This window comes from Clostridium sp. AF27-5AA (assembly GCF_003478415.1).
Taxonomy (GTDB): Bacteria; Bacillota; Clostridia; order Lachnospirales; family Lachnospiraceae; genus Otoolea; species Otoolea fessa.
Genome location: NZ_QUFH01000002.1, coordinates 251,322 through 273,526 on the forward strand (window position 1 = coordinate 251,322; position 22,205 = coordinate 273,526).

19 protein-coding genes are annotated in these 22,205 nt (G+C 50.9%); 10 read left to right on the plus strand and 9 right to left on the minus strand.

Annotated elements, in window-relative coordinates:
- The first annotated feature begins 2 nt into the window (after positions 1–2).
- The 8 genes from DWY89_RS03625 to DWY89_RS03660 all read left to right on the plus strand — a co-directional run bounded on the left by DWY89_RS03625 (position 3) and on the right by DWY89_RS03660 (position 7,096).
- The gene (locus DWY89_RS03625; RefSeq protein ID WP_107000709.1) at positions 3–386 is read left to right on the plus strand and encodes a DUF2304 domain-containing protein; all 384 of its coding nucleotides are present in this window, start codon (positions 3–5) and stop codon (positions 384–386) included.
- Between the two features lie 90 nt (positions 387–476).
- The gene (gene rfbC, locus DWY89_RS03630) at positions 477–1,031 is read left to right on the plus strand and encodes a dTDP-4-dehydrorhamnose 3,5-epimerase (RefSeq protein WP_022360048.1); all 555 of its coding nucleotides are present in this window, start codon (positions 477–479) and stop codon (positions 1,029–1,031) included.
- Positions 1,032–1,049: 18 nt separating this feature from the next.
- Positions 1,050–1,865 (plus strand): ABC transporter permease, encoded by an 816-nt coding sequence (locus DWY89_RS03635; RefSeq protein ID WP_022360049.1) that lies wholly within the window; start codon positions 1,050–1,052, stop codon positions 1,863–1,865.
- 137 nt (positions 1,866–2,002) lie between these two features.
- Positions 2,003–3,409 carry an MBOAT family O-acyltransferase gene (locus DWY89_RS03640; RefSeq protein ID WP_118469204.1) on the plus strand — a complete coding sequence of 469 codons (1,407 nt, stop codon included), beginning with the start codon at positions 2,003–2,005 and terminating at the stop codon, positions 3,407–3,409.
- Between the two features lie 116 nt (positions 3,410–3,525).
- Positions 3,526–4,662, plus strand: a complete 1,137-nt coding sequence (locus tag DWY89_RS03645; protein ID WP_182434484.1) for a hypothetical protein — start codon at positions 3,526–3,528, stop codon at positions 4,660–4,662.
- 364 nt (positions 4,663–5,026) lie between these two features.
- Positions 5,027–6,157: a type II toxin-antitoxin system HipA family toxin gene (locus tag DWY89_RS03650; protein WP_107000706.1), complete on the plus strand. Its 1,131-nt coding sequence runs from the start codon at positions 5,027–5,029 to the stop codon at positions 6,155–6,157.
- A 17-nt stretch (positions 6,158–6,174) separates the two neighbouring features.
- Complete coding sequence (locus DWY89_RS03655; RefSeq protein WP_107000705.1) at positions 6,175–6,453, plus strand: helix-turn-helix transcriptional regulator; 279 nt, start codon at positions 6,175–6,177, stop codon at positions 6,451–6,453.
- Positions 6,454–6,889: 436 nt separating this feature from the next.
- Entirely contained in the window at positions 6,890–7,096 is a 207-nt protein-coding gene (locus DWY89_RS03660) for a hypothetical protein (protein ID WP_107000704.1), read from the plus strand.
- A 154-nt stretch (positions 7,097–7,250) separates the two neighbouring features.
- Here DWY89_RS03660 and trpA read toward each other — a convergent pair whose 3' ends face one another.
- From trpA to DWY89_RS03710, 9 genes are all read right to left on the minus strand, one after another.
- Positions 7,251–8,021: a tryptophan synthase subunit alpha gene (gene trpA / locus DWY89_RS03665; protein ID WP_182426202.1), complete on the minus strand. Its 771-nt coding sequence runs from the start codon at positions 8,019–8,021 to the stop codon at positions 7,251–7,253.
- Positions 8,014–9,198 carry a tryptophan synthase subunit beta gene (trpB, locus tag DWY89_RS03670; RefSeq protein ID WP_118293635.1) on the minus strand — a complete coding sequence of 395 codons (1,185 nt, stop codon included), beginning with the start codon at positions 9,196–9,198 and terminating at the stop codon, positions 8,014–8,016. Before trpB ends, trpA begins: the two co-directional genes overlap by 8 nt.
- Positions 9,199–9,290: 92 nt before the next feature.
- Positions 9,291–9,911 carry a phosphoribosylanthranilate isomerase gene (locus DWY89_RS03675; RefSeq protein WP_118471440.1) on the minus strand — a complete coding sequence of 207 codons (621 nt, stop codon included), beginning with the start codon at positions 9,909–9,911 and terminating at the stop codon, positions 9,291–9,293.
- On the minus strand, positions 9,898–10,752 hold the full coding sequence (trpC, locus tag DWY89_RS03680) for an indole-3-glycerol phosphate synthase TrpC (protein WP_118471439.1): 855 nt from the start codon (positions 10,750–10,752) through the stop codon (positions 9,898–9,900). The genes DWY89_RS03675 and trpC overlap by 14 nt, the downstream gene beginning before the upstream one ends.
- An 11-nt stretch (positions 10,753–10,763) precedes the next feature.
- Entirely contained in the window at positions 10,764–11,777 is a 1,014-nt protein-coding gene (trpD, locus tag DWY89_RS03685; RefSeq protein ID WP_118471437.1) for an anthranilate phosphoribosyltransferase, read from the minus strand.
- Positions 11,778–11,806: 29 nt separating this feature from the next.
- Positions 11,807–12,379: an aminodeoxychorismate/anthranilate synthase component II gene (locus DWY89_RS03690; RefSeq protein WP_118471435.1), complete on the minus strand. Its 573-nt coding sequence runs from the start codon at positions 12,377–12,379 to the stop codon at positions 11,807–11,809.
- Positions 12,376–13,863 (minus strand): anthranilate synthase component I, encoded by a 1,488-nt coding sequence (gene trpE, locus DWY89_RS03695; protein WP_118471433.1) that lies wholly within the window; start codon positions 13,861–13,863, stop codon positions 12,376–12,378. The genes DWY89_RS03690 and trpE overlap by 4 nt, the downstream gene beginning before the upstream one ends.
- Before the next feature lie 546 nt (positions 13,864–14,409).
- A complete protein-coding gene (locus DWY89_RS03705; RefSeq protein ID WP_118471431.1) occupies positions 14,410–15,723 on the minus strand; it encodes an MATE family efflux transporter in 1,314 nt (437 codons plus the stop codon).
- A gap of 86 nt (positions 15,724–15,809) precedes the next feature.
- Complete coding sequence (locus DWY89_RS03710; protein WP_022360055.1) at positions 15,810–16,274, minus strand: methylglyoxal synthase; 465 nt, start codon at positions 16,272–16,274, stop codon at positions 15,810–15,812.
- A 199-nt stretch (positions 16,275–16,473) separates the two neighbouring features.
- Here DWY89_RS03710 and DWY89_RS03715 point away from each other — a divergent pair, with 199 nt between their 5' ends.
- Positions 16,474–18,054, plus strand: a complete 1,581-nt coding sequence (locus DWY89_RS03715) for an ABC transporter ATP-binding protein (protein WP_118471429.1) — start codon at positions 16,474–16,476, stop codon at positions 18,052–18,054.
- 15 nt (positions 18,055–18,069) lie between these two features.
- Positions 18,070–22,062 (plus strand): glycosyltransferase, encoded by a 3,993-nt coding sequence (locus tag DWY89_RS03720; RefSeq protein ID WP_118523702.1) that lies wholly within the window; start codon positions 18,070–18,072, stop codon positions 22,060–22,062.
- Positions 22,063–22,205: the final 143 nt, after the last annotated feature.

The following is a 22,205-nucleotide window of genomic DNA, read 5'->3' on the forward strand; positions in this document are numbered from 1 at the left end:
CCATGACGCCAACACTCAGAGTTGTCCTGATCGTCGTGTCGATCCTGACAACCTTTATGATTATGCGGAAGATCCGGCAGTCAAAACTCCAGATCGAGGATTCGATTTTCTGGCTGGGATTCTCGTCCATTCTCATTGTGTTCAGTATCTTTCCGGGGTTGCCGGATCTTTTGGCGGAGCTGGCGGGAACGTACACGACTGCCAATTTTATCTATCTGGCGGTTATTTTCCTCCTGATTGTGAAAATGTTCCATATGTCGATCAAACAGTCGCAGCTGGAGACGAAGGTCAAGGATCTGGCGCAGAAGATTGCGCTGGATGAAAATGAGCGGGGGAAAGAGGCACAAACATCTGTAAAAAAGGTTGTCAGCCAGAAAAACGAATGATATAGTTAAAGATGGCACAGCCGAAAAGGATGATGCCAGTTACGTATTGAAAAATGAATTGAAATACCTGCATAAGAAGGAGATAGAAAAATGGGAAAGATTAAAGTAACACCATGTGACATCAAGGGACTTTATGTAATCGAACCGACTGTTTTCAAGGACGAGCGCGGTTATTTTATGGAGACATACAATCAGAACGATTTCCATGAGGCGGGACTCGACATGGTATTTGTACAGGACAACCAGTCTATGTCTGTCAAGGGCGTTCTGCGCGGACTTCATTACCAGAAACAGTATCCCCAGGGCAAGCTGGTGCGTGCAGTGCGCGGTACCGTATTTGATGTGGCGGTAGACCTTCGTACTGGTTCTGAGACCTACGGAAAATGGTTTGGCGTGGTTCTTTCCGCGGAGAACAAGAAGCAGTTCTACATTCCGGAAGGATTTGCACACGGCTTCCTGGTACTGTCCGATGAGGCAGAATTTGCATACAAATGTACCGATTTTTATCATCCTGGCGATGAGGGCGGTATGGCATGGAACGATCCGGAGATTGGCGTTGAGTGGCCGATCGAGGAAGGCATGGAGTTGATTATTTCGGAGAAAGACCAGAAATGGGGCGGCTTCCGGGATGCATTCAAATTTTAAGAATGGAGTTAGGATAGAATGCGGGAACTGATTTCCCTGTTTCGGGAACTGATAGGAAAAAGAAAATTGGTCACCGAGCTTGCCAAGGCGGATTTCCGCAAGCGCTTTGTCGGCTCGTACTTTGGAATTGTCTGGATGTTTATTCAGCCGATGGTTACGATCGCGATCTATGCGTTCATCTTCGGTGAACATGGCATGAAAAATGCGCCGCCGGTTCCGGGGGCGACCTATGTCATCTGGCTGACGCCGGGTATCATCCCGTGGTTTTATTTCAGCGAGATTTTAAATACGGGCACAAACTGCCTGCAGGAGTACCATTATCTGGTTAAAAAGGTAGTATTCCAGGTGGAGATGCTTCCGGTTATCAAGCTTATCTCCTGTTTCCTGGTACATGCCTGCTTCCTGATCATTATGGCGGGGCTGTACCTGATTGACGGGCGTATGCCGTCTGCAACCTGGATTCAGGTGTTATACTATTCCTTTGCGGCGTCGATGCTTGGACTGGCGCTTACCTATTTTACCAGCGCCGTGCAGGTGTTCTTTAAAGATATGGCGCAGATCGTCGGCATCTGCCTCCAGTTCGGCATGTGGCTGACCCCGATCATGTACGACGAGGCAATCTTCACCAGCCGCGCATCCTGGCTGGAGTGGGTATTCAAGCTTAACCCATTCTACTACATCGCCGCAGGCTACCGCGACAGCATGCTTACGGGAAGCTGGTTCTTCGAGCGGCCGACGATGACGATTTATTTCTGGGTGGTAACATTTATTTTGATGATAATAGGACTGAAGGTATTCAAAAAACTTCGTCCCCATTTCTCAGACGTACTGTAGATGGGAAGGGAGCTGCTGTAGATGGTGTTGACGGCTATTGGATTATCGAGATGCGAACAACGATAATCTGAGAAGCTGCCAGTGCCGCCTCCGGCAGCTCCCTTCTGCGACAACTTATCAATAGGAGTTTACATAAAATGGTTTTCAGTTCAATCATCTTCCTATGGGTTCTTCTCCCCTGCATCCTGCTCCTCTACTACGTGAGCCCCAAACCGTTCAAAAACGGCATCCTGACCGTATTCAGCCTCTTTTTCTATGCCTGGGGCGAACCGCGGTATGTGGTGCTCATGATTTTTTCGGTTCTGCTCAACTACGGTTTCGGGCGTCTGGTGGAGAAATTCGGGAAAAAGAGATGGCTTTTGGCGCTCTGCGTGACGCTCAATCTTCTGATCCTCGGCTATTTTAAATATTACAATTTCCTCGCCGAGGTGCTGAATCCGCTGCTTCGCGGGTTTGATATAGCGCTTCCGGCGATTCAGGTGACGCTGCCGATCGGAATTTCCTTCTATACCTTCCAGGCGCTTTCCTACGTGGTGGATGTGTACCGGGGCGAAAATCAGGCGCAGAAAAATCCGCTCAACATGATGCTTTATATTTCCTTCTTCCCGCAGCTCATAGCGGGACCGATCGTGAAATACCATGACATCGAGGAGCAGATCGAAAACCGGACCGTCACGCTGGAGGGCTTTTCTTATGGCGTGAAACGCTTTATTTTCGGTCTGGGAAAGAAGGTCATCCTGGCAAATACCTTTGCCGAGGTGGTGGACGCGGTCTACGCGTATCAGGCGGCGGATGTGAGCCAGGCGATGCTCTGGCTGACGGCGCTTCTCTATATGCTGCAGATTTATTTCGATTTTTCCGGCTATTCGGACATGGCGATTGGGCTTGGAAAAATGTTTGGCTTTACATTTATTGAAAACTTCCGGCTGCCGTATACAGCGACTTCGATCCAGGATTTCTGGCGGAAATGGCATATTTCCCTCTCCAGCTGGTTTAAAGAGTACGTGTACATTCCGCTCGGCGGAAACAGGAGGGGCACGGCGCGGACGTATGTCAACCTTTGGACGGTGTTTCTGTTGACCGGCATCTGGCACGGAGCGGGCTGGACGTTCATTTTCTGGGGCATTTACCATGGCTTTTTCAACGTGCTGGAGCGCTGTTTTCTGGGAAAATGGCTGAAGCAGGAGAAATTCCGGCCGTTGGCGCATATCTATGCGGTGTTTGTTGTGCTGATCGGCTGGATTTTCTTCCGCGCGGACACGATCGGGCAGGCATTTTCCTTTATTCGGTATATGTTTGTGCCGCACAGCGCAGTCGTTTTGATGGAGCGCTACATGAACCGGAAACTCTGGATGTTTCTGGCGGCGGCGCTGCTGGCATGCGGTCCGGTGCAGTGGTTCTGGATGAAATGGAAAGGGCGCGTGCTGGCGCAGGATGGCTCGGTGACGGTCACAAGCTGGATCGGCTACATGGCGATCCTGTGGTTTTCCATTTTGCTGCTTGTCAACAATACATACAATCCATTTATTTATTTCCGTTTTTAAAAGCGGTGTAGAAAGCATGCTTGCCTGTGCAATGAGAACATAAAAATGAAAGCATGGGCGGCAGGGCGTGAAAGTACAGAAAGATGGATTCATGCAGGGAGAAGAAAACGAGAGATATGAATCGAGAGACAGGGACAAAAATACTTCTGATTGGTTCCTTTGCGGCGAGCCTGGTGCTGCCGACGCTTGCCTATCCGGCGGTCAGGAGCCATCTGGACCAGCAGAATTATGAAAACAGGGAATTGGCATCCTTTCCGGAACTGTCGGCTGCCAATTTTGACAATATTCCGACGGAATTTGAAGCGTATTACAACGACCATGTTCCGTTCAAAAATCTGTTTGTCAAGGCGAAGACAAAGCTGGATCTGGAGCTTTTAAATGAAAGCTCGATTTCGGATGTGACGGTCGGAAAAGAAAACTGGCTGTTTTACACCGTTTCGGAGGACGGCGAGGATGCGCTGGCGGATTATCAGCGGACAAATCTCTATACGGCGGATGAGAAAACAGCGCTGGCGGACGCGATTACCTCGGTAAACGAGAAAATGAAAGAGCGCGGCATCCGGTTTGTGATGTTTGAGGCGCCCAACAAGGAAAGTGTCTATGCGGAATATATGCCGGATTCGGTCCGGGTATACGGAAGTGAGTCGCGTCTGGATGCGGCGCTCCCGGAGCTTGCGGCGCAGGGACTTCCGGTGTATGACATGAAGCCGGAGCTTCTGAAAGAGGCGGACACGTATCAGCTTTATTACAAATATGATACGCACTGGAACCAGATCGGCTCTTTTATCGGAAGCCAGCAGATTGCACAGACTTTGCTTGGAACCTCGACATCGCTCAGTGCAGTCTCGATTGAGGCGGCAGGACCGGCGTCCGGAGACCTGGCGCGGATGCTTAACATGGCAGCAGAGTACAGCGACGATACCGAATATATGATTCAGAATTATCTGCCGGAGGTGACGGCTACGACGGTGGATATGAACGAGGACAACAGCTTTGCAGTGTTTGAGTCGGATTCGCCGAATGATAAAACACTTCTGGTGGTAGGCGATTCCTTTAGCCAGAACCTTAAATATTTTATGCCGAAGCTGTACCGGAAAACGGTGTTTGCGACCTTTGACACGTACACGGAGGCGCTTCTGGATGAATACCAGCCGGATGATTTTGTCTATCTGACGGTCGAGCGCAACCAGGAGCTGTTTGAGGATGTGGAGACGGTTGTCTGGCGGGATGAGGTGCCGGAGAAGGACGGGTAAGGTGCCGAATGTCCGGGCGGAAGGGGGCTGCAAAGTTTTTTTAAAACTAAATAAAAAGAATCACTCGTAAAGTGCTAGTTCGGGTGATTCTTTTTTTATGCCTCTTGATTCCATATTTTGTTGCGCGAGGGTTATTATAAAAAAATGGAAGAGGATGTAAAGAGGGAAATTTTGAAAAGCGAAGGTAGAAGGCTTGAAAATCAGGGGTGGATAGATTAAAATAAATGGATAATATATTATACAAAACAAATAAAATATAGCATTAATAGATAATATATTATCCGTGATTTAAATGGAAAAAATTAAAATAGAATTTCCCCAAAGTTTGTGTTTATGGGATAATAAAGGAGAAAGGATGGGGCGGATGGAGACAGGAAAGAAACTTCAGGTTATGTATGAAGACAGACTGGTAGGAACTCTTGCATTAACAGCGAATCACAAGGTGGCATTTGAGTATGATGATGCATGGCTGGAAGAGGGATTTTCGATCAGTCCGTTTTCACTGCCTTTGAAAAAGCAGGTGTTTATTCCAAATAAGGATTATTTTGAAGGTTTGTTTGGGGTGTTTGCGGATAGCCTGCCAGATGCGTGGGGGCGCCTGCTTTTGCGGCGTCTTTTGCTGGCGCATAAGCAGCAGCCAGACGATTGGACAGTGTTAGACCGGCTGGCGGTTGTGGGAAGATCTGGGATGGGGGCGTTGACCTATCGTCCGCAGCGGGAACTTTCGGTTGAGGAGAAAAATGATAATCTGGACGAACTTGCGGAGGCCTGCCAGAAAATATTAAATACCGAATACTCGGACAAATTGGATGAACTGTACCGGCTGGGCGGTACAAGCGGAGGTGCGCGCCCAAAAATCATGACGCAGATTCAGGGAGAGGACTGGCTGATTAAATTTCCGGCACATATAGATGGAAAAGATGCAGGGAAGATGGAGTATGACTATGCGTGCTGTGCAAAACAGTGCGGAATTGTCATGAGTGAATCGAGATTGTTTCCCTCAAGGCGATGCAAAGGATATTTTGGAACCAGACGATTTGATCGGGAAATAGAAAATGGGATGGTAAAGCGGGTTCATATGCTGACGGCAGCGGCGTTATTAGAACTGGATTTTGAACAGCCAAGTCTGGATTACCATCAATTGATGAAATTAACGAAAATATTGACGAACGGGAAGGCAGAAGATATAGAAAACATGTTCCGCCGTATGTGTTTTAATGTGTTTGCCCACAACCGGGATGATCATTCAAAGAATTTTACTTATATATATCGGGAGGAGGAAGAGCAATGGCGCCTGGGACCAGCGTATGATCTGACGTACAGCAACACATATTATGGGGAACATACGACCAGCGTAGATGGCAATGGACGAAATCCGGGTGAGAAGGAGCTGCTTGCAGTTGGGCTTGCAGCCGGAATGAAAAAAACGAGATGCATGGAAATGATAAAACAGATTCGTACATGTGTGCAGGACATGTTAGGTCATTATCTTTAGAGAGGCAGGAGAGCAATATGGAAGCACTTATCTGGGAAACTGCAGATGAACTGGATCAGAAACTGGCATCACGGCTGCGTAACATCCGGAAACGCCGCGCTATTTCACAGCAGAGACTGGCGGACATGAGTGGGGTGAGTTATGGCTCAATTAAGCGATTTGAGGCGACGGGGCAGATTTCCCTTTTGTCACTCACAAAAATCGCGATGGCACTGGATTTGGCGGAAGAGCTGCGGGGGCTTTTTACGCGGGTTCCGTACAAAAATATTGAGGAGGTAATCCGCGAATCCCGTTAAGCCACCGTTCACGCATTGTGTAGGCAGCACCCATCCGCGTAGCCCTGCCAGAACCGTTCGCAGGCGACCGCGCGAGACGCCTGAATGAGCCAAGGTACATTCTTTTTTAGGCGGGATGCACAAATCCGCAAATCGCCGCCGGACGTTTTTGTTTATATTTCAAGTATGGCTGTTTTTGTAACTTTTGTACATAGTCAGGGCGTCAAAATTGGTACTTATTACATATATTAACTTATGTTTATATAATTGCAAATGACTTATAAGTTTATACCACTTCCGGGGATGGTACTTTTTGTTTGACAGTGTTATATTATTGCCATCGAAAGAAACAAGAGATTTTCACAGACGGATATCGTAATAGTATCATAAGAATATTGCAATGGATTTCCGCCTATCATATGAAAAAATATAATTTTATTTGATGGAGGTAATTATCATGATGAAAGCAACAAGAACATTCAATAACGGTTTATATCAGGAGAATTTATATCAGGCATATTACAACACACCAGCAGAAAAGCATGTAGTTTCCGAGTCCTTAGAGCAGGAAGCAATGCCGGTACTGGTACATCGTTTAGCTGCGCAGTTAGGTTATACCGAGTCTGAGGCAGAAGTAGAAAAAGAGTTTCTGTGCGAAATGTAATGGATAATCTGCTCGCAAGCTTATAACCATCCGGCAGAACTGGATGAGTTACCACCAACCTAAAGCATTTACGACAGAACAAGGCTTCTGAAGCCAGAAAAAGAAAACCGTCTGAGAAAGAATGAAAGATTCTTTTACAGACGGTTTTCTTTTTTTACCGAATCGCGTCTTTCATGGATTTCACGTATTCTGCCACATACGGCACACAGTCTTTTCCATACTGCCCACAGAGCTTCACAATCGCGCTTCCAACGATGACACCGTCGCATTTTTCTGCCATTCTGGCAGCCTGCTCAGGGGTGGAGATGCCAAAGCCGACGGCACACGGGATATCGCTTTCTTCTTTTACCAGATTTACCATCGCGCCGATATCGGTCGTGATCTCACTCCGGACGCCGGTGACACCGAGGGAGGAGACGCAGTAGACGAAGCCGTTTGCCTCCTTTGCAATCATGCGGATGCGGTCATGGGAGGTCGGGGCGATGAGGGAGACGAGATCCAGCCCGTACTTCTGGCATACGGTGTCAAATTCCTCTTTTTCCTCAAATGGAACATCCGGGAGAATGAGCCCGTCCATGCCGAGGTCGGCAGCGCGTTTGATGAAGCGCTCGGTGCCGTAGGAAAATACGACGTTGGCGTAGGTCATGAACACCATTGGAATCTGTGTTTTCTGGCGCAGTCTGGCGACCATATCGAAAATTTTGTCGGTGGTCACGCCGCCGGAAAGGGCGCGCAAGTTTGCACCCTGGATGACCGGTCCCTCGGCGGTCGGGTCGGAAAACGGGATTCCCAGCTCAATCAGATCGGCGCCTGCATGTTCCATGGCAAGAACCAGTTCTTCCGTCGTCTCAAGCGACGGATCGCCGCAGGTTACAAAGGCGATAAATGCCTTTCCGTGTTCAAATGCTTTTTTTATATTACTCATGAAGATCCTCCCCTCTGTAACGCGCGATGGCAGCGCAGTCCTTGTCGCCCCGCCCAGACAGGGTGATCACGATAATCTGGTCTTTTCGCATGGCGGGTGCCAGCTTTCTTGCGTAGGCAACCGCATGGGCACTCTCGATCGCCGGAATAATACCTTCTGTGCGCGACAGGTATTCGAACGCATCGACCGCCTCGTCATCGGTGATTGCGACGTACTGTGCGCGCCCGGTGTCGTAGAGGTGCGCGTGCTCCGGTCCGACGCCCGGATAGTCCAGACCGGCGGAGATGGAGTAAACCGGGGCGATCTGTCCGTACTCATCCTGGCAGAAATACGATTTCATGCCATGGAAAATTCCGAGACGCCCGGTGGCGATGGTTGCTGCCGTTTCAGCGGTATCAATGCCGCGTCCAGCTGCCTCGCAGCCGATCAGTTTGACATCCGGATCGCTGATAAAATTGTAAAAGGTGCCGATCGCGTTGGAACCGCCGCCGACACAGGCAAGAACGGCATCCGGGAGCCGTCCCTCTTTTTCGAGGATCTGCTCCTTGATTTCCTTGGAAATGACTGCCTGGAAATCGCGGACGATCGTCGGGAATGGGTGCGGTCCCATGCAGGAACCGAGGACATAGTGCGTATCATCGATGCGGTTGGTCCATTCGCGCATGGTTTCTGAAACGGCATCCTTTAAGGTGGCGGTTCCAGAAGTAACGGCATGGACTTTCGCGCCAAGAAGCCGCATCCGGTATACATTGAGCGCCTGGCGCTCGGTATCTTCTTTTCCCATGAAAATTTCGCATTCCATCCCCATCAGGGCGGCAGCGGTAGCGGTTGCGACGCCGTGCTGACCGGCTCCGGTCTCGGCGATGACACGTGTTTTTCCCATCCGTTTCGCGAGAAGAACCTGTCCGAGCACGTTGTTGATTTTGTGCGCGCCGGTGTGGTTTAAATCTTCCCGTTTTAGATAAATCTTGGCGCCGCCCAGATCCTCGGTCATGCGCTTCGCAAAATAGAGGCGGGACGGGCGTCCGGCATATTCATTTAAAAGTTCCTGCAATTCCCGGTTAAATTCAGGGTCATTCTTGTAGAGGTTGTAAGCTTCTTCTAATTCGATGACTGCGTTCATCAGGGTTTCCGGTATATACTGACCGCCGTGAACGCCAAATCTTCCTTTTGACATAGATTTTCTCCTTATTTATAAAGTGTTTATTTTATTTAAGACAATTTCATTAAGACAATTTCAGGTTGCAGATATAGGCTCAGATGTATTTGCTAGTCATGAATGGCAGCATATTTGTGGGCGATCTGAACCGCTTTCCAGATTTTTTCCCGATCCTTGACCCCGTCCGTCTCCACTCCGCTGCTCATATCGACACCCCACGGATGCAGCGTGGAAATGGCGGATTCCAGATTGTCCGGTCCCAATCCTCCGGCGAGGATGTAGGGGCGGGTAATGCCTTCTAAGACAGACCAGTCAAAGGTTTTGCCCGTTCCTCCAGCCCCATGATCCAGTAAAATGAGATCGGCAGGACTTTGAAGTGCCGGAAGCAGGCTTTTGCGGTCAGTTACGCGGAATGCCTGAAAAATGGGAACAGAAGTCCCTTCCTTTAACTGCCGGACATACTCCTCCGTTTCATGCCCGTGAAGCTGGATGGCTGCAAGCGTTCCGTCCGCCGCGAGCGGAAGAATCATCTCCATCGGGGCATCGACGAACACACCGACGGGTTTTACCGATGCATCCAGCCGTTCCCGCAGGGTATAGAGTGTGGAAATGGAGATGCAGCGGCGGCTTTTGGGAAAACCCAGGATAAAGCCGCAGAAATCCGGTTTTGCCTCATTGACAAAATCAATGTCGCAGGGGCGCGTCAGGCCGCAGATTTTAATCTTGCTCATGATTCTTTTCCTCAAGTGGTTCTTTTGGCAGCAGGTGTGTCAATTCATTTAATATGGCGCGCTTATCGTTCGCCCGCATCAGGGTTTCACCGATGAGAACGGCGTCAGTGCCATTTTCATACAGCGCCCGGATGTCTTCGGCGGTGCGGATGCCGCTTTCTGATACAAAAAGCGCATCGCGCGGCGCCAGTTCGCGCAGGCGCCGGCTGTTTTCCACATCCACCTCGAAGGTTTTTAAATTCCGGTTGTTGACGCCGATGATCCGCGCCCCAGCATTGACGGCACGCTCGATCTCCCCGGCGGAGTGTGTTTCCGTCAGCACGTCCAGATGTAGTTCATCTGCAAGCTGCATATAATCGTGAAGCTCGGCATCATCCAGAATGGAGCAGATGAGAAGGATCGCTGACGCGCCGTAAGCCTTTGCCTGATATATCATATAAGGACTAATGGTGAAGTCCTTCCGCAGAACCGGAATCGATACCTGTGAGGCAATTTCCTTCAGATATTGATCTGAACCCAGGAACCAGTGCGGCTCCGTCAGGCAGGAGATTGCCGCCGCGCCTGCCGCCTCGTATTCTCTGGCGATATCCAAATACGGGAAATGTTCGGCAATCACGCCCTTGGAAGGCGAAGCTTTCTTGACCTCGCAGATGAAAGAAATACCCGGTCTGGCGAGGGCGCGGCGGAAGGAACCGCCATGGCTGCTAAAATCGCGGGAATCCTGCAAAACTCGTTCCGCCTGCCTGCGGATTTCGGAAAGCGGAACCTGCCGCATTTCCACGGAGATCCGTTCCCTCGTTTTAGCGGAGATCCGATCCAGAATGTTGTTGCTTGCGTTCATGTGTAAAACTCCTATTCTCGTGTGCTCTCTGTGATAAACTGCTGCAGCTTTTTCGCCGCCTCCCCGCTGTCGAGCAGCTTCTCTGCCATCCGCACACCATCCTCGATGGTTTCGGCTTTTCCGACGATGTACAACGCAGCCCCCGCATTCAGGCACACCGCCTGGCGCTTGGCGCCGCGCTCGCGTCCTTCTACGATGGCGCGGGTGATTTCGGCATTTTCTTCCGGGGTACCGCCGACGAGTTCTTCTTTGCTGCAGCGTTCATAGCCGAACTGCTCTGGCGTTAGCGTGTAGGACTGGAACCAGCCGTCGCGGATTTCACAGACGGAGGTCGGGGCGCTCATGGAAATCTCATCGAGCTTATCCTGTCCGTATACAACCATGCCGCGTTTGACGCCTAAGTTTGCCATAACCTGTGCGAGTGGTTCGACAAGGGAATCGTCAAAGACGCCCATCAGTTCCATGTTGGCACCCGCCGGGTTGGAGAGCGGACCTAAGATATTGAATACGGTGCGGATGCCGAGCTCTTTCCGGATCGGCGCGACGTATTTCATGGCAATGTGGTAATTCTGCGCGAACAGGAAACAGATGTTGATCGTTTTAAGCAGTTTGGCGCTCCGCTCCGGCGGCAGGTCAATCTTGACGCCCAGCGCCTCTAAAACATCGGCGGCGCCGGATTTGGAGGAAGCGGCGCGGTTTCCGTGTTTTGCGACCGGGACACCGGCTGCGGCAATCACAAGGGAGGAAGTGGTGGAGATATTAAAGGAATTAGCCCCGTCACCGCCGGTTCCGACGATCTCCAGCACATCCATATCGTGCAGCAGTTTAATGCAGTGTGCCCGCATGCCTGCCGCGGAAGCGGTGATCTCGCTGATCGTCTCGCCTTTTAGGGAGAGTGCGGTTAAGTAAGAGGAAATCTGAATCGGGCTTGCTTTTCCTTCCATAATTTCATTCATGACTTCCTCGGCTTCGGTGTAGGATAAGTCCTCTTTTTTTGAGAGACGGATAATGGCTTCTTTTATCATGGTGAAGACTCCTTTCTGAGGTGTGTAATTTATTGGATGGATGCCAAAAAGTTTTCCAGAATCTTCCGTCCATCCGGCGTTAAAATGGATTCCGGGTGAAACTGCACTCCGTAAACCGGCATCGTCGTATGTTCGAGTGCCATGATTTCCCCATCATCGGAGATGGCAGTCACGCGAAGCTCTGGCGGCAGGTCCTTACGGGAGGCGGACAGGGAGTGGTATCTGGCTGCCGGAAATGGATTCGGCATACCCTGAAAGAGGCGGCTGCCCGCTTCATAGGTGACCGGGGAGGTTTTTCCGTGCATCAGCCGGGAGGCATAAGTAACGACTCCGCCGAATGCGGTACAGATGGACTGCAATCCGATGCAGACGCCGAATATAGGGATTTTTCCGGCAAAATGGCGGATGGCTTCCAGGCAGATACCGGTGTCCTCCGGTTTTCCGGGACCCGGGGAAATGATGATAGCATCCGGCGCCATTTTTTCAATATCCGCAATTGTCAGCTGGTCGTTTCGGATGACAACCGTGTCCGGGCGAATCGTTCCGACAAGCTGGTAGAGGTTGTAGACAAAGCTGTCGTAATTATCAATCAGTAAAATCATAAGAGACCTCCTTCTGCTGTCTGGATGGCGTTTACCACGGCTTTGGCCTTATTGCAGCATTCTATAAATTCTTTTTCCTGGACACTGTCCGCGACGATTCCGGCGCCGGACTGGACGCAGATGCGGCCGTGTTTCTTGTAAGCCAGCCGGATGGCGATGCAGGTGTCCATATTTCCGGTGAAATCCAGATAACCGATGGCGCCTCCGTAGATACCGCGTTTTCTTCCCTCCAGCTCTGCGATGATCTCGCACGCCCGCACCTTCGGCGCACCGGAGAGTGTTCCGGCTGGGAGAATGGAGTCGATGGCATCGACCGCATCGCGATCCGGGTGGATTTCGCCGCGTACTGTGGAACCGATGTGCATGACATGGGAGAATCGCACGACAGAAGCGTAGGTTTCTACCTGGACGGAACCGAGGCGGCTGACGCGTCCTAAGTCATTTCGACCGAGGTCAACCAGCATGTTGTGCTCGGACAGCTCCTTTTCATCGGCGAGAAGCTCCCGTTCCAGCGCCTCGTCCTCTTCTTTATCTTTCCCGCGCGGTCTGGTTCCGGCGAGCGGGAAGGTGTAGAGAGTGCCGTCGGTTAAGCGTGTCAGTGTCTCTGGCGATGCACCGGCGATTTCCACATCATCGCTGGTAAAATAGAACATATACGGGGATGGATTGAGTGTCCGCAGAACCCGGTATGTGTCGAAGAGACTGCCCTCTGCGGCGGCGGTCATCGGATTGGAGAGAACCACCTGGAAAATATCGCCCTCATGGATGTAATGTCTGGCTTTCTCAACCATTGCCCCGTATTCCTCTTTCGAAAAAGCAGGAGCCAGCTCTTCTTTGAGCTTTAATGGCCGGAAAACCGCTTTGGCGCCGCTTTGCAGCAAGGAGACAATCTCGTTTAAGCTCTCTTCTGCCTGCCGATACGATTTTTCTAAGGAATCCGTCCGGACACCGGCGATGAGAATCAATTTCTGTCGGTAATGGTCAAATACGATAACGCGGTCAAACAGCATCAGGTCAACATCGCAGAAATCATCGTTTTTCAGTTTGGAAAAGTCGAGTGTCGGCTCAGCGTAATGGATGTAGTCGTAAGAGAAATAGCCGACCAGACCGCCGGTAAAAGGCGGCATATCCGGCAGCTTCGGGCTTTTGTAGGCAGCCAGGATCTCACGGATAGTCTCGCCCGGATGGGAGACGGCGCGGTTTTCTTCGGCTGCCAGCTCGTCCTCCTCGCCGGTGCGGATTTTTAAGACGCCGTTTTGGCAGGTCAGCTCCATCGCCGGGGAGTAGCCTAAAAAGGAGTAGCGTCCCCATTTCTGGTTTTCCTCGGCGCTTTCAAGCAGATAGCAGTGATGGCTGGCAGCGCGCAGCGTCCGCAGCACCTCCACCGGGGTAAAAGCGTCTGCGTAGAGTTCACGGGAAACAGGGATGCGCCGGTAATCGCCGGATGCAGCGATTTTCCGGACTTCGTCAAGTGTTGGATACATAGCAAATCCTCCTGTTGTTGAAATGTGGGGCTGTTTTCCAGTGATAAATTTCTGAATGTGGAAATTCTGGATAGGACAGCAACCCTGTTTTCTGTCCGGGCGGGAGGTGCAGGGAAATTTGTTTGAATGAAAGATGGATTTCAGAACAACAAAAAACCCGCCCATGACAGATCTTTTAAGAATCTGTCAAGGACGGGTAACTATCAAAAGAATCTGGATCCCCTTCGGATCCATCGTTCGCTTTTAAGCCCGCGGTGCCACCTTGATTCATGGAGTGATTCCATGCGCTTTGCGAGATACCTGCATATCTCCGGCAACTAACGTATGCCCTACGTCGCAGAGTACTAGGCTGAAAATATATCCGGCTTTTGGCTGCGCCCTCAGCGGTCCATTTGGCAACCTGCATCTCGACCCGGTTCTCAGCCTCCCGGACTCTCTGTGCGCGCATATGCTGCTTTGATCTCCGCTTCAACGGTTTTGGTGTGTTCGATTTTTCATCAATATACTACGAATGATATAAAATGTCAAATATTTTTTGGGGCAAAATCAAATTATTTTAAAATTATGTAATTCTTTGGAAGAATGTCCCAGCTTTGCCAGCAGCAAAATAGCGAAGAAAGTGATCATTTCCGATGCCAGGAAAGACAGCCAGACGCCGTTCAGCCCAAACAGGCGCGCCAGTGTGACAGCGCAGGGGATGATAGCGACGGCCCCGCGCAGCAGAGAACCGGCGATGGCTGGTTTTGGCTGCGCGACGGCGGAAAAATAGGCAACCAGCAGGATGTTGATGCCAGCAAAGAGAAAGCCCAGGAAATACAGCCGGAGCCCGCTGTGGGCGTAATGCAGAAGTTCGGCGTTCTGCTCCTGGTTGAAGATCTGGATCAGTGGATCGGTCATGCTCCAGGTCAGCACCAGAATGATCGCTTCCACGATCAGGCAGGCGATGACGCCCCAGGTCAGGAACTGGCGGCTCTGCGTGTGATCGCCTTTTCCGTAGCTTTCGCTGATGAGCGGCTGCGTGCCCTGCGCGAGTCCGTTGAACAGGCACATGGCAACGACGGAGAGATTGGCAGTGACGCCGTAAGCGGCGACACCGACATTTCCGGCGAGTCCCAGAAGCAGGAAATTAAAGACGATCGCGATCACGGCGGAGGATATTTCGCCGACAAAGGCGGATACGCCGAGCTGGCAGCAGGCGATCAGGTGGCGCAGGGATGGAGCGCGAAAACGGAATCCGACCTGATTGTGTTTTCCCAGGTAGTGCGTGCCGCAGATGCTCATCGTCACAAGCGGGCAGAATGCCGTCGCTAACGCCGCGCCGGTCAGTCCCAGACCTGCCGGAAACATGAAGATGTAGTCAAACACGATGTTGAACATACTTCCGGCGATGGAGCCGAGCATCGCGATCGCCGGAGCGCTGTCATTGCGCGCAAACGCCGTGAATGCGTAGTTGGACATAAAAAACGGCGAGGCAGCCAGAATAATGCGGAGATACTGCTTTCCGAGCGCGGTCAGCCCCGCGTCTGCGCCGAGAAGCTGCAAGATTTTATCCGGGATGAAAATGCCTGCCAGCACCAGCGGAATGCTGATGAGAATATCCCAGGTTACGGCGGAGAGAAAATAGAAGCTGGCGCTTTTGCCCTGCGCACGGTCGATGGCATAACGGGTCGCCGATCCGATCCCGATCATTGCTCCAATCGCATAGATCAGTCCGTAAACCGGTAAAATCAGATTTAAGACCGCCAGACCATCTGCACCGGAGTAGACCGAGATAAAATAGGTGTCTGCGAGGATGTAGACGGAAATTCCCAGCATGCCCGCCATGCTTTGGAAAATGTATTTAAAAAATTTCTGCAACATAAAAAATCTCCCTTGTATCTGTTCTCATAAACGGTAACGACCATTGTACCGAAGAATGAGAATAAATACAAGGGAGAATGTGTTTTTTACAGCGTCTTGGCCCGCTCTTTAATATTCTGGTGGAAGTTGATGATGTCATGCTCATACTCCTCATCCATCAGCGGCGAGGTAATCATAAAATCGGCAGTCGCTTTATTGTTGGCGATCGGGATATCGTAAACCTGGGCGATTCGAAGAAGCGCCTTGACATCCGGATCGTGCGGCTGGGCGGTCAGGGGATCAGAGAAGAAGATGATAAAATCAACCTGTCCCTCGACGACTTTTGCACCGATCTGCTGGTCGCCGCCCAGAGGACCGCTGTTATAGCCCTTGACCGGAAGCCCGGTATATTCCGTAATCATGCGGGCGGTTGTGCCGGTTCCGCATAAGAAATGTTTTTTGAGGATCTCTTTGTTCGCCTCACACCAGTCGATGAGTTCACGTTTTTTATTGTCGTGTGCGATGAGTGCAATATTTTTTTGTTTTCGAATTGTCATTGTTAAAAAATCCATAGAATCATCCTCCTTTGCCATGATTTTTGCATAGCATCTGGATATTGTCAAGAAAATACAAAACATTTCACAAAAAAATACGAATGTTTTTCGTGAGTACATAGAAAGAGGTGTGTTTTTCTGCGTACAGGAATTGCAAGAAACATAGAAAACATGCTATACTACGAGAATAGTGGAACAGGAGGAACGAAAAAGATATATGTCTGCTGAAAATACAACAAACACAGGGGCACAAGAGGCGGAGAACGCAGAGAAGTACGCGGTCGAAGTGAAAAATGTGACCAAGATATACAGGCTGTATGATAAACCGATCGATCGGCTGAAAGAATCTCTGAGCGTCAGCCATAAAGAATACCACAAGGATTTCTACGCGTTGAGCGATCTTTCCTTTACGGTTGAAAAAGGTCAGACGGTCGGCATCATCGGTACGAATGGTTCGGGTAAATCGACGATCCTTAAGATCATTACCGGCGTTCTCACGCCGACGACCGGCGAGGTGACGGTGCGCGGCAAAATTTCGGCGCTGCTGGAGCTGGGAGCCGGATTTAACCAGGACTACACCGGTATCGAAAATATCTATATGAACGGTACGATGATGGGATATACCAAAAAAGAGATGGATGCAAAGCTGCCGGAGATTCTCGATTTTGCCGAGATTGGCGATTTCGTCTATCAGCCGGTCAAGACGTACTCGAGCGGTATGTTCGTGCGTCTGGCATTTGCGCTTGCGATCAACGTCGAGCCGGAGATCCTGATCGTTGATGAGGCGCTCTCGGTCGGGGACGTCTTTTTCCAGTCCAAGTGCTACCGCCGCATGGAGGAGATCCGCAAAAACGGCACGACTATCATCATGGTAACCCACGATATGGGAAGTATCATCAAATACTGCGATAAGGTAGTGCTGCTCAATAAGGGCGAATTTATCGCACAGGGTTCGGCGGGCAAGATGGTCGATCTCTACAAAAAGATTCTGGCAGGACAGATGGACGCGCTGCGCGCCGAGCTGGAGGTAATGAACGATTTTTCCGGGGACAAGGTAATAAAAGCGGAGAAATCAGGAGCCGGAAGTGCGGAGAACGGTGCATCTGAAAATGAGGTTGGAAATAACGATGCCGGAAATGTAAACGGCTCCGAGGCAGTGGATGGCACCGCAGAAAATGGAGTTGGTTCAGCATCGGACGGCACCGGAAATCCGACTGCTTTGAACGGAGAAACGGCGAAAAAGCCGGGCTTAATGCGCGACAAGCTGACGATCAACGCAAACCGCGAGGAGTACGGCGACGGCAGGGCGCAGATCTTCGATCTGGGACTGGTGGACGCGCGCGGCAATATCACTAACCTGCTCTTAAAAGGCGAAGAGTTTACCATCCGCGAGCGCATCCGTTTCAATGCACCGATTCAGGCACCGATCTTTACTTATACGATCAAGGATAAGAAAGGAACCGACCTGACCGGCACGAACACCCTGTTTGAGGGAACGGATGTCCATCCGGTCAAGGAGGGCGATATTTACGATGTCGCGTTTACGCAGAAGATGACCCTGCAGGGCGGCGAATACCTGCTGTCCATGAGCTGTACCGGATTTGAGGGCGGCGAGCACGTGGTGTACCACCGTCTCTATGATGTGGCCAATATTACCGTTATTTCCAATAAAAATACGGTCGGTGTCTACGACATGGAGCCGGATGTAGCAGTCAGGTTATCGCCAGCCGGGGAGGCGGCAAAGCAGGCGGAGTCGCTCAGCGCGGATGAGGCGGCACAGGAAGATCTGCAGGCATGATAAAAGGAGATTAAGATGAAAAAAATCAATCAGGAGTTGATTGCTCTGTTTGATAAATACGGCAGTGACCGGCGCCGGGCGCTGCGGGAAAATAAGAAGCTTTCCTATCTGTACGCACTGGCAGATCTGCGGGAAAACCTGTTGGACTGGTGTCAATTTGACCCGGAACAGCAGGCGCTGCAGATCGGGGCGGACGCGGGCGCGCTGACAGGGTTGCTTGCCAGACGTTTATCATCGGTAACGGTGCTGGATGTTTCCGAAGAAAATCTGGAGGTAGTACGCCGTCGTTTCAAGACAGAGCCGGAGCTGGCGGCGAAGATCCGCTATGTCTGTGCGGATGTGGAGACGTATGCGAGGGAAGCGGAAAAGTGCGGCGGGACATATGGATATGTAGTGCTGATCGGGGATTTGACGGCGGCAGATAGGGCTGGACGCGCGGCGCAGATGACAGCCGCAAAACAGCTTCTTTCTGCTCATGGAACCTTGATTGCGGCGGCTTCCAACTGGTTTGGCGTGAAATACATGGCAGGCGCAGAGCGGGAGACGGGCGCACTTTCCTGGAACGAAATGAAGCAGCTGCTTCCGGGCGGGGAATTTTACTATCCGATGCCGGATTACCGGACGGCGGGAGAGATTTTTTCAGATGCCTATCTGCCGAAAAAAGGCGATCTGACCGGTGTGTTACCGGTCTATGACTGTCCGCAGTATATGCTGATGGATATGGGGGCGGCGCTCGATGCAGCCTGCGAGGACGGACGGTTCCCGGAATTTGCGAATGCATTTCTGGTTTTTTGGCAGAGACAGGCTGCGCCGGAAGCTGAGAATGCTTCACAGGACGTTATCTATGTGAAATACAACCGCACCCGCGAAGACTGCTTCCAGATCCGGACAGAGATCCGTGAAAAGAATGGAATCCGCGAGGTCTGGAAGACGGCGCTCTATCCGGAGGGAAAGGCGCACATCCAGTCCTTCGAAGAAAAATATCAGGTGCTTGACCGTCAGAATCCGTCCCTGAAACTGGTAAAACCGGAGCTTCAGGACGAGGGAATGACAGCGGTCTTTCCGTATTTAGAGGGAAAAACGCGGGCGGAACTTTTGGGAGAAATTCTGACTGCCCAGGGCGTGGATGCGGAGGTTTCCGCGATCCGGGCTGCGATGGATGAGATCTACAGCATCCGCCCGGAGGAACGCAAACCATTTGCGGTGACACCGGAATTTATCAAGGTATTTAATGCGCTGGGCGAGCTGGATTCCTATCGGGATAAAGAGACAGAAAATGGCGGCGGATGGGCTTCTTTAGGGGCAGTTCTTGCGGACGAGAGCTACAGCGCCTCCAACATTGACGCCCTTTTTGAAAATATGCTGGTGACGGCGGACGGAACCTATGCGATCGACTATGAGTGGGTCTTCTTATTCCCGGTTCCGGCTGGCTTTGTGAAATACAGGACACTGGTTTATTTCTACCGCCGTTATAAGAGTCTGTTGGGCGGTCAGACCGAGCGGGAATTTATCGGACAGTTCCCGGAGTATGTGAAGGCGGATGAGAAGCTGCTTTCGCTTTACGAGGCGATGGAACGTGGCTTCCAGGAGTACGTGCACGGGGAAAACCAGCGCACCTACCAGGAAGATTACATGGTAAAGACGAAGACATTAGCCGATCTTTCCCATGTGGACGGAGAACTTGCAAGGGCAAACGAACGTCTGGATGCGCTCCGGGCAGAAAATTCGGAAAAAGATACGGCACTCCGCAAAGTGCAGGAGGTACAGCGCCTGACGAATAACCACGTGGCGAATCTGGACGTTATCATTTCTGATCTGCGCCATGAAAATGCAGAGCTTGGCAAGACGCTGACCTACTTAAATGGTCATGAGGCGGTCATTTTCAAGGTGCGCCGCAAGCTCGGACAGGCATTTAACCGGTGCTATCCAAAGGGCACGGTACGCCGCAAGAAGCTCGGCTACTGGAAACGGACGATTCTTCATCCGGGTAAAATGATGAAGATGTACACCACCGAGGAAGGAAAGAACCTTATCAAAGGTGATTTTGAGATCGGTGAGGAGTATCTGACCTACGGAAAAATCCACCTTCCGAAGGAAGAAAATCCGACGGTTTCCATCGTAATTCCGGTATACAACCAGATTCACTATACCTATCTGTGCCTGCAGTCGATTCTGGAGCATACGAAGGATGTGAGCTATGAGGTTATCATCGCAGATGACGTTTCAACCGATGCCACCGAGCATCTGGCGGAGTTTGCCGATAACCTGGTGATCTGCCGCAATCAGACCAATCAGGGATTCTTGCGCAACTGCAACCAGGCGGCGAAGGCGGCGCGCGGCAAATATGTGATGTTTTTAAACAACGATACCCAGGTAACAGAAGGCTGGCTCAGCTCCCTGGTAAATCTCATTGAATCTGACTCCACCATCGGTATGGTAGGATCTAAGCTGGTATATCCGGATGGACGTTTACAGGAGGCAGGCGGCATCATCTGGAGCGATGGTTCCGGCTGGAATTACGGCCGCCTCGACGATCCGGACAAGGCAGAATATAACTACGTCAAGGATGTAGACTATATTTCCGGCGCAGCGATCCTTTTATCCACCGCACTCTGGAAGCAGATCGGCGGTTTCGACGAGCGGTTTGCCCCGGCGTACTGCGAAGATTCGGATCTGGCATTTGAGGTGCGGAAAGCGGGCTACCGCGTCGTTTACCAGCCAAAATCCAAGGTCATCCATTTCGAAGGCATTTCCAACGGAACGGATGTCAACGGAACCGGTCTGAAACGGTATCAGGTGGAAAACAGCGAGAAACTCAAAGAAAAATGGAAAGAAGAGTTCAAGAATCAGTGCGTCAACAACGGCAATCCGAATCCATTCCGCGCACGCGAGCGCAGCATGGGCAAAAAGATCATTGTCGTGATCGATCACTATGTGCCGACCTTTGACAAAGACGCCGGTTCCAAGACAACGTTCCAGTACCTGAAAATGTTCCTGAAAAAGGGGTATGTTGTTAAATTTATCGGAGATAATTACCTCCATGAGGAACCGTATACGTCTACGCTGCAGCAGATGGGAATCGAGGTCCTCTACGGACAGGAATACCTGACCGGTATCTGGGACTGGCTGGTGAAAAATGGAAAAGATATCCACGTGGCATATCTGAACCGTCCGCATATCGCGACAAAATATGTGGATTTTATCAAAGAACACACGGATATCAAGATGATTTATTACGGTCACGACCTTCATTTTATGCGTGAGTTCCGCGAGTATGAGCTGACCGGCGATGTGAAGAAGCGTCAGGAATCCGAATATTGGAAATCGATCGAGTTTTCACTCTTCCACAAAGTGGCGGTGTCCTACTATCCGTCCTACGTTGAGGAAGAGGCGATCCACGCCGTTGATGAGACGATTCCGGTCAAGGCGATCACGGCATATGTCTATGAGGAGTTTTTACAGAATCTGAACAAAGACTTCGCCAAACGGGAAGGACTTCTGTTTGTCGGCGGCTTTGCGCATCCGCCGAACGCAGACGCGGTGCTCTGGTTCGCGAAAGAAGTATTCCCGAAGATCCGGGAACAGATCAAGGTCAACTTCTACATCGTCGGTTCCAAAGTGACCGACGAGATCAAAGCGCTGGAACAGCCTGGAAATGGCATCATCGTCAAAGGCTTTGTAAGTGAAGAAGAACTGGCAGACCTGTACCGGAACTGCCGGATTGTAGTGGTACCGCTCCGCTACGGCGCAGGGGTTAAGGGCAAGGTGGTAGAAGCTATCTATAACGGTGCCCCCATCGTCACCACCTCCGTCGGCAGCGAGGGAATCCCGGATGTAGAAAAAGTTCTCCTCGTCAAGGATCAGCCGGACGAATTTGCCGAGACAGTCGTAGAACTCTACAAAGACGAAAAACGCCTGGAAGACCTGGCAGAGAAAACGCAGGTTTATATCCGCGAGCATTTCAGTATTGATGCGGCTTGGGATGTGATTAAGGAAGATTTTGAATAAAAAATAGTAAAAGATAGAAAATTATATATAATAAAGAAAACGATCAGGGGAATGTGCTTCTGATCGTTTTCTTGCGTAAGGGTAATTTAAAGTTATCCAAGGAAGGAAAGAGCCAGCTACGCCGGTATGCTGCAGGCTCTTTC

Bases quoted from the DNA above. Each gene is read 5' to 3' on its own strand.
- DWY89_RS03675 (WP_118471440.1), bottom strand. From the start codon at position 9,911: ATGAGCAAGATTAAAATCTGCGGCCTGACGCGCCCCTGCGACATTGAT.
- trpB (WP_118293635.1), bottom strand. From the start codon at position 9,198: ATGTCAAAAGGAAGATTTGGCGTTCACGGCGGTCAGTATATACCGGAA.
- trpD (WP_118471437.1), bottom strand. From the start codon at position 11,777: ATGATAAAAGAAGCCATTATCCGTCTCTCAAAAAAAGAGGACTTATCC.
- DWY89_RS03650 (WP_107000706.1), top strand. From the start codon at position 5,027: ATGGAGACAGGAAAGAAACTTCAGGTTATGTATGAAGACAGACTGGTA.
- DWY89_RS03715 (WP_118471429.1), top strand. From the start codon at position 16,474: ATGTCTGCTGAAAATACAACAAACACAGGGGCACAAGAGGCGGAGAAC.
- DWY89_RS03635 (WP_022360049.1), top strand. From the start codon at position 1,050: ATGCGGGAACTGATTTCCCTGTTTCGGGAACTGATAGGAAAAAGAAAA.
- DWY89_RS03660 (WP_107000704.1), top strand. From the start codon at position 6,890: ATGATGAAAGCAACAAGAACATTCAATAACGGTTTATATCAGGAGAAT.
- trpC (WP_118471439.1), bottom strand. From the start codon at position 10,752: ATGAACGCAAGCAACAACATTCTGGATCGGATCTCCGCTAAAACGAGG.
- DWY89_RS03690 (WP_118471435.1), bottom strand. From the start codon at position 12,379: ATGATTTTACTGATTGATAATTACGACAGCTTTGTCTACAACCTCTAC.
- DWY89_RS03625 (WP_107000709.1), top strand. From the start codon at position 3: ATGACGCCAACACTCAGAGTTGTCCTGATCGTCGTGTCGATCCTGACA.
- trpA (WP_182426202.1), bottom strand. From the start codon at position 8,021: ATGAGTAATATAAAAAAAGCATTTGAACACGGAAAGGCATTTATCGCC.
- rfbC (WP_022360048.1), top strand. From the start codon at position 477: ATGGGAAAGATTAAAGTAACACCATGTGACATCAAGGGACTTTATGTA.
- trpE (WP_118471433.1), bottom strand. From the start codon at position 13,863: ATGTATCCAACACTTGACGAAGTCCGGAAAATCGCTGCATCCGGCGAT.
- DWY89_RS03720 (WP_118523702.1), top strand. From the start codon at position 18,070: ATGAAAAAAATCAATCAGGAGTTGATTGCTCTGTTTGATAAATACGGC.
- DWY89_RS03705 (WP_118471431.1), bottom strand. From the start codon at position 15,723: ATGTTGCAGAAATTTTTTAAATACATTTTCCAAAGCATGGCGGGCATG.
- DWY89_RS03655 (WP_107000705.1), top strand. From the start codon at position 6,175: ATGGAAGCACTTATCTGGGAAACTGCAGATGAACTGGATCAGAAACTG.
- DWY89_RS03645 (WP_182434484.1), top strand. From the start codon at position 3,526: ATGAATCGAGAGACAGGGACAAAAATACTTCTGATTGGTTCCTTTGCG.
- DWY89_RS03640 (WP_118469204.1), top strand. From the start codon at position 2,003: ATGGTTTTCAGTTCAATCATCTTCCTATGGGTTCTTCTCCCCTGCATC.
- DWY89_RS03710 (WP_022360055.1), bottom strand. From the start codon at position 16,274: ATGGATTTTTTAACAATGACAATTCGAAAACAAAAAAATATTGCACTC.